The organism is Pseudomonas sp. NFX15 (assembly GCF_049132105.1).
Classification (GTDB): Bacteria; Pseudomonadota; Gammaproteobacteria; order Pseudomonadales; family Pseudomonadaceae; genus Aquipseudomonas.
In genome coordinates this window covers 163953-180269 of the sequence record NZ_JAFMPV010000001.1, presented here as the reverse complement: position 1 = coordinate 180269, position 16317 = coordinate 163953, and the positions used below count along the sequence as shown (strand labels likewise).

General features: G+C 60.0%; 10 protein-coding genes and 1 pseudogene. 7 read left to right on the top strand and 4 right to left on the bottom strand.

The annotated features are described in order from the left end of the window. Window positions 1–128: 128 nt before the first annotated feature. Both J1D76_RS00760 and J1D76_RS00755 read left to right on the top strand, forming a co-directional pair. Entirely contained in the window at window positions 129–1844 is a 1716-nt protein-coding gene (locus tag J1D76_RS00760) for a hypothetical protein (protein WP_421136547.1), read from the top strand. A gap of 77 nt (window positions 1845–1921) precedes the next feature. Beyond that, window positions 1922–3334, top strand: coding sequence for a coniferyl aldehyde dehydrogenase (locus tag J1D76_RS00755; protein ID WP_421136546.1), 1413 nt, complete (start codon window positions 1922–1924; stop codon window positions 3332–3334). Between the two features lie 57 nt (window positions 3335–3391). Here J1D76_RS00755 and J1D76_RS00750 read toward each other — a convergent pair whose 3' ends face one another. Both J1D76_RS00750 and J1D76_RS00745 read right to left on the bottom strand, forming a co-directional pair. Continuing rightward, window positions 3392–4039 carry a TetR/AcrR family transcriptional regulator gene (locus J1D76_RS00750; protein WP_421136545.1) on the bottom strand — a complete coding sequence of 216 codons (648 nt, stop codon included), beginning with the start codon at window positions 4037–4039 and terminating at the stop codon, window positions 3392–3394. Window positions 4040–4049: 10 nt separating this feature from the next. Further along, complete coding sequence (locus J1D76_RS00745; RefSeq protein ID WP_421136544.1) at window positions 4050–4838, bottom strand: enoyl-CoA hydratase/isomerase family protein; 789 nt, start codon at window positions 4836–4838, stop codon at window positions 4050–4052. A 142-nt stretch (window positions 4839–4980) separates the two neighbouring features. On the opposite strand from J1D76_RS00745, the gene J1D76_RS00740 reads away from it, so the two are divergent. The 4 genes from J1D76_RS00740 (at window position 4981) to J1D76_RS00725 (ending at window position 9620) form a co-directional block, all read left to right on the top strand. Continuing rightward, window positions 4981–6123, top strand: a complete 1143-nt coding sequence (locus J1D76_RS00740; RefSeq protein ID WP_421136543.1) for an acyl-CoA dehydrogenase family protein — start codon at window positions 4981–4983, stop codon at window positions 6121–6123. Then, window positions 6120–7241 carry an acyl-CoA dehydrogenase family protein gene (locus tag J1D76_RS00735; RefSeq protein ID WP_421136542.1) on the top strand — a complete coding sequence of 374 codons (1122 nt, stop codon included), beginning with the start codon at window positions 6120–6122 and terminating at the stop codon, window positions 7239–7241. Before J1D76_RS00740 ends, J1D76_RS00735 begins: the two co-directional genes overlap by 4 nt. Window positions 7242–7326: 85 nt before the next feature. After that, a complete protein-coding gene (locus tag J1D76_RS00730; RefSeq protein WP_421136541.1) occupies window positions 7327–8412 on the top strand; it encodes a Zn-dependent alcohol dehydrogenase in 1086 nt (361 codons plus the stop codon). A 98-nt stretch (window positions 8413–8510) separates the two neighbouring features. After that, window positions 8511–9620: a CaiB/BaiF CoA transferase family protein gene (locus J1D76_RS00725; RefSeq protein WP_421136540.1), complete on the top strand. Its 1110-nt coding sequence runs from the start codon at window positions 8511–8513 to the stop codon at window positions 9618–9620. A 607-nt stretch (window positions 9621–10227) separates the two neighbouring features. Here J1D76_RS00725 and J1D76_RS00720 read toward each other — a convergent pair. After that, window positions 10228–10890 (bottom strand): ShlB/FhaC/HecB family hemolysin secretion/activation protein, encoded by a 663-nt coding sequence (locus tag J1D76_RS00720; RefSeq protein WP_421136539.1) that lies wholly within the window; start codon window positions 10888–10890, stop codon window positions 10228–10230. Here J1D76_RS00720 and J1D76_RS00715 point away from each other — a divergent pair. Then, window positions 10877–11740: pseudogene (locus tag J1D76_RS00715) on the top strand (MBL fold metallo-hydrolase). The gene J1D76_RS00720 and the pseudogene J1D76_RS00715 sit on opposite strands and share 14 nt — an antisense overlap. A 160-nt stretch (window positions 11741–11900) precedes the next feature. Here J1D76_RS00715 and J1D76_RS00710 read toward each other — a convergent pair. Further along, window positions 11901–16043 (bottom strand): autotransporter outer membrane beta-barrel domain-containing protein, encoded by a 4143-nt coding sequence (locus tag J1D76_RS00710; RefSeq protein ID WP_421136538.1) that lies wholly within the window; start codon window positions 16041–16043, stop codon window positions 11901–11903. Window positions 16044–16317 lie beyond the last annotated feature (274 nt).

Here is a 16317-nt window from a genome sequence, read left to right as displayed (position 1 = left end):
AAGGCAGGGGACCTACTCATCATGGGGGGGGGAGGGAGCGTGAGGCGCTTCGTAGGCTCTGCGTGGTTGGTGTTGCTCCAGCGCAATCAGCGTCCTGGCACCGTGTTCATTCCCCATGGAGTTCCACAATGAGAAGCATAACAATCACAACACGTAGCTTCGTGAAGTTGGGCGCAGGCCTGACTTTGGCGGCCATGTCCGTTGCGGCGGTTGCCCAGGCCGCACCGCCGCCCATGAACCCTTATCTGGCCAACTCCTATAACAACCAGGCGCATTGGAACAGCGCGCAGACGGACAGCACCGAGATTGCGGTGCCGCATGGTTCGTACGAATTGACGCCGGAATCGGTGACCTACTTTGCGAGTGAAGCCGGCGGTATGCCGCACTTCGATGACAAGGTGGGTGAGGTTGACATGACGTGGTGGTGGTCCGGCCAGGGGCTGCGCAAGTACAAGAAAGTCGATGGCAAACTGGTTGAAGTGGCGCGGGTCGACATGCCACTTAATTTGCCCGGTTTTCAAAAGCTCAGCGATGATGAACGCTTGAAGCAGACCCAGGACGTCAAGCGGTTCCTTGATGCCAGGGATGAGAAGGGCCTGCTCGACTATATGCGCGTACAGCCAAACCGCATGCTGACCAGCATCACTGATCAACTTCGCGGTGGTGCCCTGTATTCGGTGTTGACCCGTGAGGACGCGTTCATTGGTGCGGGTGGTCGGCAGATCTTCCGCGTTGATCAAGTCGACGCAAAAAACCCGGACTCGGCCATGGCCGCTCCGCTGGTCAAAGTGCTGCCGGAAACGCTGTACGACAACGAAAAAGTTAAACGTGGGACAGACTTCCCGGCTGACTTCAATTTCGGCATGGGCATGACCTTTAACGGCTATCTGGTACTCAACACCGTTGGCGGCCGGGTGATCACCCTCAATCCGAAAACCTTGGAGGTGCTCGACGTCTTCACCGTCGAGGGCCAGGACGAGTTGTTCCTGAACGCTTTTGCCAATGGTGATGAGGTGAGTGGCGGTGCGGTCTATGTCGCGTCGAACCAGAACATGTACCGCTTGGTAGTGGACGCCAACGGCAAAATTCACAGCGATGAAGCCAGTGGTGCCTGGAAAGCCGCCTACGACCGCGGCATTCGCGTGTCGGCCCCTAAAATCGCTGACGGCACAGGCTCCACGCCGACGTTGATGGGCTTCGGGCCGGATGATGACAAGTTGGTGGTGATTACCGACGGCGCGCAAAAAATGCGCATGGTCGCTTTTTGGCGCGACGCGATTCCGGTTGGCTGGAAGCAGAAGCCCGGAACGTTGTCGGCACGCATCGCTGACCAACGGGAAGTGAACATGGGCGCGGACAAAAAGATCGTGCAGTCCGAGCAATCGGTGTCCACGTACGGCGACTATGCCTTCGTGGTGAACAACCTGGTCAGCAAAGATGCTCCGTACCTGGCGCGTGACCATTTCTACGTGAGCATTCTCAACGGCGCCACCCGTCCAGGGCCCAAAGGCGTCGCCATGCTGAAGTGGGATCACCAGACCGACTCGTGGAAACAGCTGTGGATGCGCGGCGACGTCTCGTCGATCTCGTCCGTGCCGATGATCAGCGGTGGCGGCCGGATGGCGATCATTGACGGCTACTTCGCCAGCAAGTGGAACGATCGCTACCACATCGGAATGGACCTCGACACGGGCAAAACCGTGCTGAAGATCCACACCGGCAGTGACCCACGTTTCAATGGCATGTATTCGTCCGTCAAGGTCAACGAAGACGGCGCCATTGAGTACGGCATGGCATTCGGCCTGGTTCGCCTGGACACCACCAAGATGAAAAAAGTCGATTGACCGGTGGCGGCGAGGGGCAGTGTCTCGCGCCGCTCTGAAGGGTCGCAATGACCCACAATGAGAAGGTACATCCTCCAATGAGCAAGACCGAACTACCTGAAGTGGTGCGCATGCGTGGGCTGCTCGCCTTGCAGCGCACGGCCTATCTGTCGAAGGATATCTGGACCGCCGAGCAACGCGTCGAGCTGTTCAATCGCCTGATCGGCATGCTGGTTGAATACCAGCAGGAAATCGTTGATGCGACGGCGGCCGACTTCGGCCATCGCAGCCATGACCTGACACGCATTATTGACGTGTTGGGCCCGCTCTCGTCGCTGAAGAAAACCAGGGCCAGAATCGCCGAGTGGATGCAGCCAGAACAGCGTGCCGCCGACCGAGGCGAGGCCTGGATCCAGTACCAGCCGCTAGGGGTGGTGGGCATTGTGACTGCCTGGAATTTCCCGGTGGGCATGGTGATCCAGGGCCTTGCCAGTGCGCTGTCGGCCGGCAATCGGGCGATGGTCAAGGTATCTGAGTTGAATCCCAAGTGTGCCGAACTGATGCAGCGGATGTTCAGCGCGACGTTTGCCGAGGATGAGATCGCCATCGTCACCGGTGACGCCGAAGTCGGCCAGGCGTTTTGCAGCCTGCCGTTCGATCATCTGCTGTTCACGGGGGCCAGCAGCGTTGGCAAGCATGTGATGCGTGCGGCGGCCGAGAACCTGGTGCCGGTCACACTGGAATTGGGTGGGAAGTCCCCGACCATTGTGTCGCGGTCCGCCGACCTCAAGTCGGCTGCGAGCAAGATCATGGCCGGCAAGCTACTCAATGCCGGTCAGGTCTGCCTGGCACCGGACCATGTGTTCGTGCCAGAGGAGTCAATGGAGGCGTTCATCGTCCACGCCAAAGCGGCTGTCGCCAAACTTTATCCGACCCTCAAGGACAATCCCGACTACACATCGGTGATCAACAACCGCCACTTCCAGCGCCTGCAAGGGTATCTCGATGAGGCCCGTGCCGCTGGCGTGGAGTTGATCGAGGTGAATCCGGCGCAGGAAGACTTCTGTGATCAGCTTCACCACAAGATGATCCCGACGTTGCTGTGCGATCCGGGTGATGAACTGAAGATCATGCAGGACGAGATCTTCGGCCCGCTGCTGCCGATCAAGCCTTACAGCCACATGCGCGAAGTGGTGGCCTACATCAACGCTCATCCGCGGCCGCTAGGCCTGTACTACTTTGGCAGCGATGTCGCCGAGGAGCAGTTTGTCCTCGAGCGAACGGTCTCGGGTGGGGTGACGATCAACAACGTGGCGCTCCACGCCAGTGTGGACAGCCTGCCGTTCGGCGGGGTAGGCAACAGTGGCATGGGCAGTTATCTCGGTCGTCAGGGCTTTGTGACGTTCAGCCATCCGAAACCGGTTCTGCGCGCGGCGGAAGGGCCGGACATCACCCGTCCGCCCTTCACCGAACAGGTTCGGCAAATGATTGATGCGATGATCAAACGCTAAGGCTTGCAGATCGAGCGCTCACCTCGAAAGCGGGTGGGCGCTTTCGATGACCGAGAGTCAGTCGCCGGGCAAGGTCAGCAAGACCTTGATCTGGCGACGCACTTGTTTGTGAAACAGCGCAGGCTCAACTGTCGATGGATCAAGCAGCAGCTGCAACATCATGCCCCGCATCGTCCCAATCATCATGGTAGCGGCTGCCAGCGGGTCGGTATCGGCAGGGATCTCGCCGTTGGCGATGCCGATTTCCACCTGCCTGGCCAAGGTCATTCGAACCGAATGATTGTACTCGGCAAGTATCGCTCCGGATTCCGACTTAACCGTCACGCCCTCAGCCATCAATGCCAGCAGGGCACGGGCGTTGGTCCACTCGCCATCGTCGCGCAGGAAGTACGAATCGATGTATCCAAGCAAAGTGTCCATTCCGGGCTGGCGCTTGGGCGCCTTGTCCTCGACGACGTCCATGAACCTGGTATTCACGAACCCGGCCAAAGCACGTAGCAGGCCCGATTTGGTACCGAAGTGATGCGCTGCCAGGCCACGGCTGTAACCGGCCTGTAGACCGACCTCTGCCAGAGTGATTCCAATCCAGCCTTTTCGCGCAACGATCTGGCGAGCAGCCTCCAGCATGCATTGTTCGGCGTGGGTGCGCATTTCCACTTTGGATCTACGGGTAGTGCTGGGAGTGCTTTGGTCGGAAGTGTCCATAAACGAATGATCAATTACCGGTGAATTGAGGAACGCGACGCTCGCGCATCGCCTTGTTGCCCTCAGCAAAATCGCTGGTGAGGACCTGCCACTCTTGCTCGGTGGCCTCGCGGTCGAGGATCGCCTCCACTGCATCGGCGAGGCCGGCACGCAGCGTCTGGCGGCTCGACATGACCGCAAGCGGTGCACTCATGGCGATTTCTTCAGCCAGGGCTCGAGCAGCCTGACGCTCTTCGCCGGGCTCGGCCAGCACATCCGCCAGGCCGATGTGAACCGCTTGTGCGCCATCGATACGACGACCGGTGGCGATCAACAGTGAGGCCATCTGAAGGCCGACGACGCGCGGCAGCGTAACAGAAATGCCGAACCCCTGGTGCATGCCCAGCCGATTGAAATTGGCAGAAAAACGGGCTTTTTCGCTGGTGACACGGTAGTCACCGACCAAGGCCAGGCCAAGGCCTCCACCGATGGCGGCACCTTCTACCACGACGATCAGCGGCTTGGCCGTACGGAACAGCTGTACGGCGTGCTTGTACAACTGTCGAGGGAGAATTTTTTCTCCGCTCTCAGCCAATCCACTGAAGTCAGCCCCGGCGCAGAACGTTTTGCCTTCTGCCTGCAGGATAACGACGCGGCATGCCGGCAACTGGTCCAGATACGCCAATGCCGCCAGCAGATCCATGATCAGTTCCTGATCGAAAAAGTTTGATGGTGGACGGCTGAATTCGAGTGTAGCGACGTGTCCTTGCAGCTCAAGGGTCAAGCCGCGGCCGGGTGTGAAGGAGGTGAGGGTAGTCATCAGTGGCTCCGAATGGGACGGGAAAACGAACGGGATCGATGGCGCTTGATCCCTTTGCAAGAATGCTGATAGCTTATTCGCTTGTTGGTCAGCCAACAAGCGACATGCGTCGCTGTCCCTAAAAATCTAATGAGCAGAAACCATGCAGGCACTCGATATCAGGCCTTGTAGGCTGGACGCCAAGACACAAGTGCTGCGCGCTGAAGTCCGCGCTTTTCTTGCCGAAGAGCTGAAGCAATATTCGCCGGCTGAGCGTGCCAAGGGGCTCGTCGGGCTCGTTCCGGAGTTCTCCCGCAAACTGGGCGAGCGCGGTTGGTTGGGCATGACCTGGCCCAAGCGTTACGGCGGACACGAGCGCAGTGCGCTGGAGCGCTATGTGGTTCTGGAAGAACTGCTGGCGGCGGGTGCCCCGGTGGGCGCGCACTGGGTCGCCGAACGCCAAAGCGGCCCGTTGTTGATCAAATTCTCTGCCGAAGTATTGGCACCGCAGATCGTTCCGGGCATCACCCGCGGCGAAACGCTTCTGGCGATCGGCATGAGTGAACCCGACGTTGGTTCCGACCTGGCGGCTGTGCGCACCCGTGCGGAAAAAACCGATGGTGGCTGGATCGTCAACGGCAGCAAGGTTTGGACGTCCGGCGCCCACCTGGCCCATTACATGATCACGCTGCTGCGGACCGGTCCGAAGGAGGAGGGTGATCGTCGTGCAGGGCTGTCGCAACTGCTGATCGACCTCAAGTCTCCTGGTGTAACGGTGCGTCCGGTCTACAACATGCTCGGCGAGCATGACTTCAATGAAGTGTTCCTGGAAAACGTCTTCGTTCCCGATGATTTTGTCATTGGCCAATTGGGTAATGGCTGGCAGCAGGTCACAGCAGAATTGGCGTTGGAGCGCAGTGGTCCTGAGCGCTACCTGAGTAGCACCCAACTGTACCTGGCCATGCTGGATGAGGCCGACCCGCAGGACACTCGGCACACGGTAAGCCTCGGTCGTCTGGCGGCACGTTATGCGGCGTTGCGCCAAATGTCGCTGGGCGTTGCCGGCATGCTCGCCCGTGGAGAGAACCCAGCCATTCCGGCAACCGTGGTCAAGGACCAGGGCGCCTTGCTCGAACAGGCCATTCCGGAAGTCGCTCACGATCTGTTCGGCGATCAGCGTGAACCCGGTTCCGACCTTGATCAGGTGATGCGCTTTCTGACTCAAAGTGCGCCGTCCTTTTCGCTGCGTGGCGGCACCCGTGAAATTCTGCGCGGCATTATTGCCGGAGGCCTTGGACTGCGATGAATACAGCAATCAATCACCAGGGGCTGGACGATGGCCTCCCTTCAGACATGCAAACCATGATTGCCGACAGTGTGGAGCGACTGTTCGCCAAACAGGTCACCCGTGAATTACTCGAACGCTTCGATGACGGTCACCGTGCCGATTCGCTGTGGCAAATGGTCGTCGACAATGGTTTGCCCGGCGCGCTGGTTCCGGAAGCCGCAGGCGGCAGTGGTGCCAACTGGCTCGACGCGAGTCCGGTTCTGCACGCCATTGGTTATTGGCAGGCACCGCTGCCCCTGGCAGAAACCATGCTCGCCGCAGCACTACTGGCACACGCCGGGATGGAAGTCCCGCAAGGCCCGATTACCCTGATTCAGACCGGCCACCGAGGCGATCTACGACTGGTTGAAGAGTGCGCGCGCCTTGAGGGGCGAGCCGTCAATGTGCCGTGGGCGCGCAGTTCTCGCTGGGCCGTCGTCGCCGATGGTTCACATCTGGCACTGGTCGATTTGCGCCAGGGGGCGATTACCCTGACAGCGGGCAGCAATTTGGCCGAAGAAGAGCGTGATACGCTGGTTTTCGCCAACGCCAGCAGTCAGGCCATCGGTCAACTGCAGCTGGCGGGGTTGCAAGAACCGGTATGGCACCTCGGTGCTCTAGTGCGTGCCTGTACGCTGGTGGGCACGCTTGAAGCGGTCGTCGACAAAACTGTGCTGTACGCCAACGAGCGCGCGCAGTTCGGCAAGCCCATCGGCAAGCAACAGGTATTGCAGCAATACCTGGCACAGATGGCCGGTGCTACAGGCGCTGCGCGAATGGCCGTGCAAGTCGCCTTGCGCAGCGCGAGCGAATGGTTTCTCGGGACAGCGGAGAGTCGCGGCACCCTGGCGTTCGACATCGCCGTGGCCAAGGTGTGTTGCGGTGAAGCTGCGACGCTGGCCGCATCGGTGGCACATCAGGTGCATGGCGCTATCGGCTTTACCCATGAACACACGCTGCATTTCGCCACGCGACGCCTCTGGTCCTGGCGAGATGAGTTTGGCAGCGATGCACATTGGGCCTCGGTGCTGGGGCAGGCGGCTATTGCCGCCGGTTCCGAAGGCTTCTGGGCAGGGCTGACCGATCGGAGTTTGTGAACAATTTGCTCGTTCAATCACAGCGAAAGCAGACACAGCGCTTACGTAGCGAAGACAAAAACAATAACTTTTATCGAGGTAAATCATGAAGGCTGCCGTATTCCATACACCGGGTGCTCCTTTGACCATTGAGAACGTCGGGATCAGCAAACCGGGTCCGCGTGAGGTCCTGGTGCGCACGGTCGCGGTGGGTGTTTGTCACTCTGACCTACATGTTGTCGACGGGATGTATCCGCATCCGGCTCCTGTGGTGCTCGGACACGAGGCCGCCGGTATCGTCGAGCAAGTGGGTTCGGATGTACGCACGGTCAAACCAGGTGATCATGTGGTCACGTGCCTGTCGGTCTACTGCGGCCATTGCGCCCATTGCGTCACCGGCCACTTGTCGCTCTGCGTTTCGCCGGAAACCCGACGCAGCAAGGGCGACGAACCACGCCTGACGTACGTGCAAAAGCCCATGCCACAATTTGCCAACCTGTCTGCCTACGCCGAACAGATGCTGGTTCATGAACATGCGCTGGTCGCCATCCGCCGTGACATGCCACTTGACCGTGCTGCGCTGCTCGGTTGCGCCGTCACCACGGGCACCGGCGCCGTGTTCAACACCGCCAAAGTGCGTCCGGGGGAAACCGTGGCTGTACTGGGTTGTGGCGGCATCGGCCTAGCTGCGATCAACGGTGCAGCTCTGGCCGGTGCCGGTCGCATCATTGCAATCGACATGCTCGATTCGAAGCTGGAGCTGGCCCGGCAGTTTGGCGCCACCGATGTCATCAATGCAAAGCATGGCGAGACGGTCCAACAGGTCATCGAGCTGACGCGCGGCGGCGTGGATCACTCGTTCGAATGCATCGGCCTCAAGCAAACGGCCGAGCAGGCCTTCGGCATGCTTAAACGAGGCGGTTGCGCCACTATCATCGGCATGATGAAACCAGGCACCAAGCTTGAACTCGATCCCTTCCAACTGCTGCAAGCGCGTCGCATCCAAGGGTCGATCATGGGGTCGAACCGTTTCCCGGTCGATCTGCCGAGCCTGACCGACTTCTATATGCAGGGTCGACTCAAACTCGACGAGATGATTTCGCAGCGCATCAAACTCGAAGACATCAATATCGCGTTCGACGAGATGCGTCGCGGTGAGTTGGCGCGTTCGGTGATTGTCTTCGATCAGTGAATGTCGGGTGACTTGGTCGGGCGGGGTTGGGGGCGCGGATGCGGGAATGTCCCGGCCCCGACTGGCCCCATATAGCTAGTCGAGAAAAGGAAAGTGCCATGCTTGGCGATATCAAAATTGTAGAAATCTGCGGCATCGGTCCCGGGCCGTTTTGTGCCATGCACCTGGCCGATCTGGGGGCGCAAGTCATTGCCGTTGAGCGTGTCGAAGCGTCCTCTGTTACAGGTGAGAAGAGCGCGTCGAAAAACGCGATGAACCGTGGCAAGCGCTCCGTCGTCGCCGACCTGAAGACGCACGAGGGGCGCGAGACAGTTCTGAAGCTGATCGATAGTGCGGACGCCTTGATCGAGGGCATGCGGCCAGGCGTAATGGAACGCCTTGGGCTGGGTCCAAAGGTTCTGCTGGCGCGCAATCCCAGGCTGGTCTATGGGCGCATGACCGGTTGGGGCCAAGATGGCCCGATTGCCCAGGCGGCCGGTCATGACAACAACTACATCTCGCTGTCGGGGGCGATGTATTACTGCGGGACCGAAGGTGAAGCGCCGTCTTCGCCCATCACGCTGATCGGCGACATCGGTGGCGGGGCACTGTATTTGGCAATCGGTCTGCTGGCGGGCATCCTCAATGCGCGCACAACGGGCCAAGGGGCCGTGGTCGATGCGGCCATCGTCGATGGATCGGCGCACATGATGCAGCTATTGATGTCGATGGTGCCCCGCGGCGGGATACAAGAGCAGCGGGGTAAGAGCATGCATGATGGTTCCCATTTCTACGGCACTTACCGTTGCGCCGATGGCCACTATATTTCTCTGGGGGCGATGGAGCCGCAGTTCTACGCGCTCCTGTTGCAAAAGCTGGAGTTGGACAAAGACCCGCGCTTCGCCCGGCAATGGGACATGAGTGCTTGGGGCGAGATGCGTTCAGCGTTCGAGACAATCTTCAGCGGTCGTACGCGTGAGCAATGGTGCGAGCTGCTCGAAGGAACAGACGTCTGCTTTGCGCCTGTCCTTAGTCCGCAAGAGTCTTCCAGGCATCCGCACATGGTCGACAGGGATGTCTACTTCGAGCGTGACGGCATGCTGCAGGCCCGGCCTGCACCGCGTTTTGATGGTCATGTGGTCATGCCCGGAAGCCTACCGGCGCGTGGAGAACATACCGAGCAAGTCAGGGCAGCGCTTGACGCCAATAGCCAGGGCCTTTGGCTTTGAAGCATCCAGGTGCAGCAACCCGCGCAATTATACAATGGAATGACTGGCCGTAACGGCCCTGGAAAACGCCCGCAATAACTGCGCCTCGTTCCACAGCCTATGATGATTTCCAGCACATCTTCGGCCTGGGCGGCTGGCAGTTTGAAAAGTATGGCCATCAACTCCGATGCACAGTCTTCGTTCACTGAAGCCGACTTAACGAGGTTTAACTGAAGCTGCTGCACTTCGTGCAGGGTATCCATCGATCACTATCTCGAAAATACAAAGGGGAGAACGCAGCCACTGGCGATCAGCTGTCCCTTTCAGTCGTGCGGCACTGTGTGCGGCGGTTATTTAGGTGCTGGTTGTGTATCTGCATAACCCAAATGAGGTTTCTCTCTTCTTGCGCTTCCAGTGCTTCGACAAGCGCTACTGTGGGCTGGGCTTCTAACCAGCGCCCGGGCTTTGTTCCAGACCACACGAAAATGACTGTTCATGAGGGTCTCTCTAGAGACCTGGTCGAACGGTCATGGGCCTCGCGACACATGACCGATGAACGTCGTTGCTAGAACAATTTGAGGAAGTTGATGTACAGGCGAGGCTCCTTGCCGTTGTTGCCTTCCAGCTCTTAGGCACTGACCGAACGGGTCAGCGGGAAGGCTATCTCCGGTGAGATGAACAGATCCTTGGCCACTTGCACGTGGGCATCCACACCAGCGAAAGACATACTTTCCGAGCCTGTATAGGCCGGACGTTCGCTCCAGACCTTACCGATGTCCCAATAGCCGTAGTACTGGGTTGGTACGACGAAATCCTTGACCTGGTGCTGCCTGTTGTACGGCAACTCGACTTTGCCGGCGGCGCCTTTGTCGCCGGTAATTTCCGATGGGTCATAACCGCGGCCGAACTGACTGCCACCGACACCGAACTGTTCAGGGGTGAGCAGGCGGTTGCCGAAGTTGGTCTGGCCGGTCACGGCCAGGTACAGGTCAAGGCCGGGGGTAATGGCGCTGAGATCCTGGATACGTTGGGCATCGACTTGCAGCTTGGTGAAGTCGGTTTCGCCCCCTTCGCATGAAGGTTTGACGCGGCTTTCCGAGCTAGCGCCCATCACGTTCAAGCCACGGCTAACTTCGCCTTTGAGCAGGTTGCAGCCGCCATGGTTGTCGATGAAGTCCCAGCTGGCGCCCAGACGCAAGGCACGAATGCGGTCGTCGCTCGAAGGCGGCAGATCGCAATCCCTTGCGGGATGGGCCGGTATTACGGGAGCGCATGTTGTGAGTCGGACCATTTCCACCCTGGCAGGAACCCGTCGCAAACTGGACGGCGGGGTCCTGTTCGGTCATACACCAAGGCTGAAATGGACACCGTGGATGACGCCGGACCCAGACAACAGGGTCGACATTGCTTCACGTGCAATGCTGGTGCAGCAAGACGGGAAAAACATCCTGGCATTGGCTGGAGCCGGCGCGCTGCTGGTCCCTTCGCCGCGAATGTGTCGCTGCCAGCCAGCCATGACGGGATTGCTGGAAAGCTTGGCACACCACGGTTTGAGCGAAGATGATATCCACGCGGTAGTGTTGACCCATCTGCATGCGCCAGTTTCCGATGAGTTGCGTGAGCGGTTCATGGAAGGGGAGATGCCGCGATTGTTGTTTCGCAATGCGCACTACGTGACCGGACGCCGTCACTGGATGCGCGCACGGCCACCGCATCCTCGTGACCGGGATCTGTTCATCTCGCCACTGATGCATCGTCTGGAAAATAGCGGACGCCTGGTCCTGATCGACGGCCATGCCTGCGAACAGCTTGGCAATGGCTGGCATTTTCATTTCAGCGACGGCTACACGCCCGGGCAACTGTTGCCGGAGAATCCTGCTGCCAGGAGGGCCGGTCGTGTTTGTGGGCGATCTGATCCCGGGGACACAATGGCTGAGTCTGAACGTCAACAGTGCCTACGACCGTAACCCCGAATGCGTGGTGGGTGATAAAGAGTTTTGCTGGACCATTTGGTGGCCATGCGCGGACGGTTGTTTTTTTCCCTAGACCCTGACATCGCCCTGGTCAAGGTCATGCGCGACCGCCAGTCACATTACATACCCTTCGATCCGTACACGTCTTTCGATCGCTTCGATAATTGAGGCTCTTATCACCGCTCGCGGCTTGAATGCATCTGCGTGTCCTAAGCGGGGCAAATCTCGTCTTGTTTTTCCAGTGCTTCGACAAGCCTCGCGACTCTCAGTTTTCGACGTATCCAGCGCGTTTTCACACAGCCTGGACCCATTGCTGCCGTTGGCAGAATCAGAAGTCATACTTCACCCCCAGCATTCCCTCGTAACTGTGGCTGTCGCCATCGAACGCCTTCTGATAGCCGGCAGAGATGAAAAACGTCACTTTCTTGTCTGCCTGGTAATCCACGCCCAGGTTGGCCTCCCACCAGCTCCCGCCGATATCGGCTTCGAAGGGTACGAAGCCGTTGGCCGAAGAGAACTCGGTCTTTGGTTGGCCCTTGAACTCGTGCCAAACGCTGGGGCGTAGCCAGCCGTTGGTGCGCAATGTCTGGCCCTTGTCGTTTTCGCGAAACCAGTCTTTGGCCAGGCGCACGCCGAGACGACCGATCAGCGAGTCGACATCCTTGAAGCGCACGTCGGCGGCGATGTCATCGCTGTTGCCGAGGTTGATGCGCGAGTAAATCAACTGAGCTTGAGGTTCGAGGTAGAGATTTTCGAACTTGTCTTCGTCCTTGCCCTCGTCGATCAGGAACGGATAACCGGTCTCCAGCGAGGCGGTGTAGCCCCAGCCCTGAGTGTCGAGTTCACCGAGATCGCCCGGCTTGGCCTCGATGTCGAAGCGGTGCACTTGCAGCACGCCGTCCAAATAGCCGCCGTCGGGGCCGAAGTGTGTCCAGTATCCGCCGAGGCTGTAGGCGCGCAACACATCATTGCCAGCGCCCAATCCGGTGTAGTGCTCAACGCCGCCCTCAATATTGCCGACGGCCAGGGACAGGCCTGCCTGATCGTGGCTGCCATCGGTGTCTTCGCCGCGATACAGGTCCAGGCCGACCTGAAACGCCTGCATGTCGTAGTTGTAGGCCGGTGAGTTGCCAAAGGGGCCGTTATGTCCGCTCTCGCGCTCGCCATTGCGAAAGATCATCCGCCCCCAGCCGAGCGAAGGGCCGTAGGTTTCTTCATGTTCTTTGGGCAGAGGATCGGTGGGCATGCGGCGCTCTTCGGCTACGCGCTCATGCAAAGTGTCGATCAAACCGCGGCTGTAGACCAGGGCCATGGCCGGAATCGCGCCATAGAGAGAGGTTTCCGGGCGGAAGTTGGGCACCGCCGGCGTCGGTGGAGCAGGCGGAGAGGGAGGGCCTGGCGGGGTATCGGGTGGAACTGGTGGATTGGGTGGAACTGGTGGATTAGGTGGAGGTGTGGGCTCGGTGGTAGAACGCAAGTACCAGGCTTCCCCGTTGGAGCCATCGACGCTCGAGCGTTGCAACGTGTACTCATAGGGGCCCGCAATCGCCCGGTTGCCGAGACGGAAGGCATTGGCTGCGGTGGTGCCACCATTGAGCGCATCCACCACCAGAATGCCGTTGCCGGTGGTCAGGGCGCCTTGCCCGAGCACCCCACTGGCATCCCGGGCATTGCGAATGAGCAACGCGGTGTTGCCGGCGGCCAGTGCAGTCGCGGTACCACCGTCGATCACCAGTTTATCGGACGGCGAGTTGTCACCTCCCAGGAACGTATGAAGCCCGATTGTGCCGTCGCCACTGTAGGTGTTGACGGTCAGGGTCTTGAACACCCCACCCACCGGCGGCGAAAAATCGATCAGACTCGGGTCATTGATCAGGTTCGTCACATTTGAATCGCCGGTCATGCGCCAGACGCTGTTGTTGCTCAGCGTCAGGTTGGAAACGCTGCCCGGTGCGGTAAAGGCTGAGCCAACCACGGTCGATCCGGAGAGGTTGATGTTGGCCAGGCCAGGCGAAACGGGTGGCGCGGGCGCTACGATGGGGGGCGACTGCAAGGGCGGCAAGTCGCCCGTAATTTCATCCGGGAAGTCCGCCGGTCCGGTGAGAGGCGGTGGCGAAGAGGCCAGCAGGGGAAAGTCACTGAGCGTGCCCACGCGCAACCACTCGCTGGCACCGGTGACGGTCGAATGAGTCAGGTTGATGTTGCCATCGCCGGCCACCCCTATGATCGGGCCACTGCTGTTGTTCAGGGTGCTACGGGTGAAGTCGGCCGTAGAAACCGCGCCGGGGACGCCCAGGGTGTAGAGCGCCATGGCGTTTGCGCCGCTGGCCGTCACCGTGGCGTCGGTACCGATGATTCGCCCACCGATAACCGCCACCGCACCGTGGGCGCCCGCGCCCGTAGTCTGGATCGAGCTCTGGTTAAGCGTCACCGAAGTGGGATTGTCACGGGAAAAGGCACCATGTGCGCTGTCGCCCTGCGTGAGCACCGTGGTGCGGTTGGCCACCACATCGGCTTGCCCGCGACCGGTTGGCGTCGAGCCGTAGTTTTCCAGTACCGCCCGCAGGCCCTCGGCACCGTTGCCTCGCGTGGTAATCGATGTATCGTTCAAGGTTACCGTTGCGACATCCACCGGTTGGTCGTTGCGCGATTGCGCCTCGGCGCCAAAGGCGTTCAGGCCGGTGGTTTCCACGGTGGTGCGATGGGTCGTGGTAATGGCATTGAACCGGGAGCCGACCTGTTCGGCGACGGCGTACACACCCACACCCAATTCGCCGGAAGTACTGATCCGCACGTCATTGAGCGTGGTGTTACCGCCATCGTCCGACCAGGCGCCCATGGCAGAAAGCCCGGAAGTATTGACCACCGTGCTATTGGCAATCAGTGTGCCGCCTGGATTGCGTGCGCCAAGGCCATGGGCGAAGGACGATTGCCGGACCTGATTGCCAAAGGTGGTGACTGTGCCGCCATTGAGCGTGACGGTACCATTGAGGTCGGCAATCGCGCCCATCGCGTTATCATCGCCGCGAGTAACGATGGACACGTTGTTCGCCGTGACCGAACCCGGGGTCGCGGTCGCGCTGCTGGCAGACAGGGCCGCAGAGTTGGGTCCCGTGGTGGTGATAGAACTGTCATTGAGAATGATGCTGGCACCGTCACGGGCCGTTACACCTACGGCGACGGTGGGTGTCGTGGTGGAAAGGGTGGTGTTGCTCAGGGTCAGCGACGAGCCTGCGCCTTCGACCTGCACGGCCGGCGCAAAAGGCCCGGTGGCACCGTTGAGCGCGACGTTGCTATCACTGACTTGCGCCACACCGCCAGCCTTGATGGAAATCCCAAAGGTACGACTGCCTCCGACTCGTATGGTGGTGTCCGCCACTTGGGCTTGCGAGCCTGCACCTTCTACCGACAGCCCGAAACCACGCAAGCCGGTGGTCGTTATCGTGCTGCCGCTGCCGCTCATCACGATCTTGCCACCGTTGATTGCCCGCACACCGGCGTTTGGAAAACTGTCGTTGTTACTCGCCCCCGAGTTCACAAACGAACTGCCGGTCAAGGTCAGGCTGCCACCGGCTTCAGCCAGCGCCGCGGAGGCATTGGTGCCGGAGGTGCTCGCCGTGATGCCAGTGGCATTGATCTGGCTGCCGGTGCCGGTTGCATACAGTGAATGGCTGCCGGCCAGTGTCGTGGCATTTTGTGCTCCGGCGCTGTTGATCTGCGCGCCACCGGATAAATTGACCACGCCGCCAGTCTCGGCCATCACGCCAAAGGCCCCGCGAGAACTGGTGCTGACCGATCCACCGGAGAAGCTGATCTGGCTGCCCGGTCCCGTCGCGACCAGGCCATAGTTGCCAGTGCCATTGGCGCCTCCGGTGATCACTACCGTGCTACCCGTCAGCGTCAGCGCGCCGCCGTTGTCAGCGGTCGCGCCGCGCATATTCAGGGACGTTCCGGTGTTGGGTGTCAGGTCGAGTGTGGCGCCGGTCGCCGAAATATTGCTACCGCTGCCCGAGGCACGTAATCCGATTTGTCCATTGGCGACGGCACCCACGGCGGTGTTCGTGGCTGTGCTCGCATTGAAACTAATGGCGGCCCCTTGCAGTGCCAGGGCGCCTATTGTGTTAGCGGCTGCCAGGTTGACCGTGATGCCATCACCAATAATCTGCCCCGAGGCGCCGCTACCGTTCAGGCCGATCGGGTTGACGGCGTTAGCCGTCACGGTGGTGCCGGCCGGCACCGTGCAGTTTGTATTGGTGGCCACTGCCGGCGAAGGGCAATCCACGGCCCACACCGGCGACTCCATCCCGGTAAGCAGCGCCACCGTGGCTGCGATCTGCAGCCGCAAGCGCCACTCGGGACTCCCCCCCAGTTCCGCGACTTTCGACAGTAAAGTGTGGGAATGTAAGGCGCTACCGGGCATTGCCTTTGGGGATTTGGTGAACGAACCGGACGTGCTCAGGTGCTGTGTCATAACATCACTCCCGCTGCGAATCCTCGAAAAAACTGACGAGATTCCCCTCAGAAGCGTCCTTTCACCCGGGATTTACGCGCGAGTCGGATGGCGTACAGGTCACACGCTTGAGACTGCATGGGATAAGCCTGGTATTAGGTGTAGTCCGAATTGAGACTTTTGCGTCTGTTTTTCTCCAATTGGAGACCAAAGCGTTCGAACCCTTTGGTCCTGTTCTTCGACGACATTTCTGTGCTTACGGTTGAAAGGCGAGCGCGCACAGCAGTCTTGCGCA

Coding starts and splice junctions, on each gene's coding strand:
- J1D76_RS00725 (WP_421136540.1), top strand. CDS start 8,511: ATGCTTGGCGATATCAAAATTGTAGAAATCTGCGGCATCGGTCCCGGG.
- J1D76_RS00735 (WP_421136542.1), top strand. CDS start 6,120: ATGAATACAGCAATCAATCACCAGGGGCTGGACGATGGCCTCCCTTCA.
- J1D76_RS00750 (WP_421136545.1), bottom strand. CDS start 4,039: ATGGACACTTCCGACCAAAGCACTCCCAGCACTACCCGTAGATCCAAA.
- J1D76_RS00755 (WP_421136546.1), top strand. CDS start 1,922: ATGAGCAAGACCGAACTACCTGAAGTGGTGCGCATGCGTGGGCTGCTC.
- J1D76_RS00760 (WP_421136547.1), top strand. CDS start 129: ATGAGAAGCATAACAATCACAACACGTAGCTTCGTGAAGTTGGGCGCA.
- J1D76_RS00745 (WP_421136544.1), bottom strand. CDS start 4,838: ATGACTACCCTCACCTCCTTCACACCCGGCCGCGGCTTGACCCTTGAG.
- J1D76_RS00740 (WP_421136543.1), top strand. CDS start 4,981: ATGCAGGCACTCGATATCAGGCCTTGTAGGCTGGACGCCAAGACACAA.
- J1D76_RS00710 (WP_421136538.1), bottom strand. CDS start 16,043: ATGACACAGCACCTGAGCACGTCCGGTTCGTTCACCAAATCCCCAAAG.
- J1D76_RS00730 (WP_421136541.1), top strand. CDS start 7,327: ATGAAGGCTGCCGTATTCCATACACCGGGTGCTCCTTTGACCATTGAG.
- J1D76_RS00720 (WP_421136539.1), bottom strand. CDS start 10,890: ATGGTCCGACTCACAACATGCGCTCCCGTAATACCGGCCCATCCCGCA.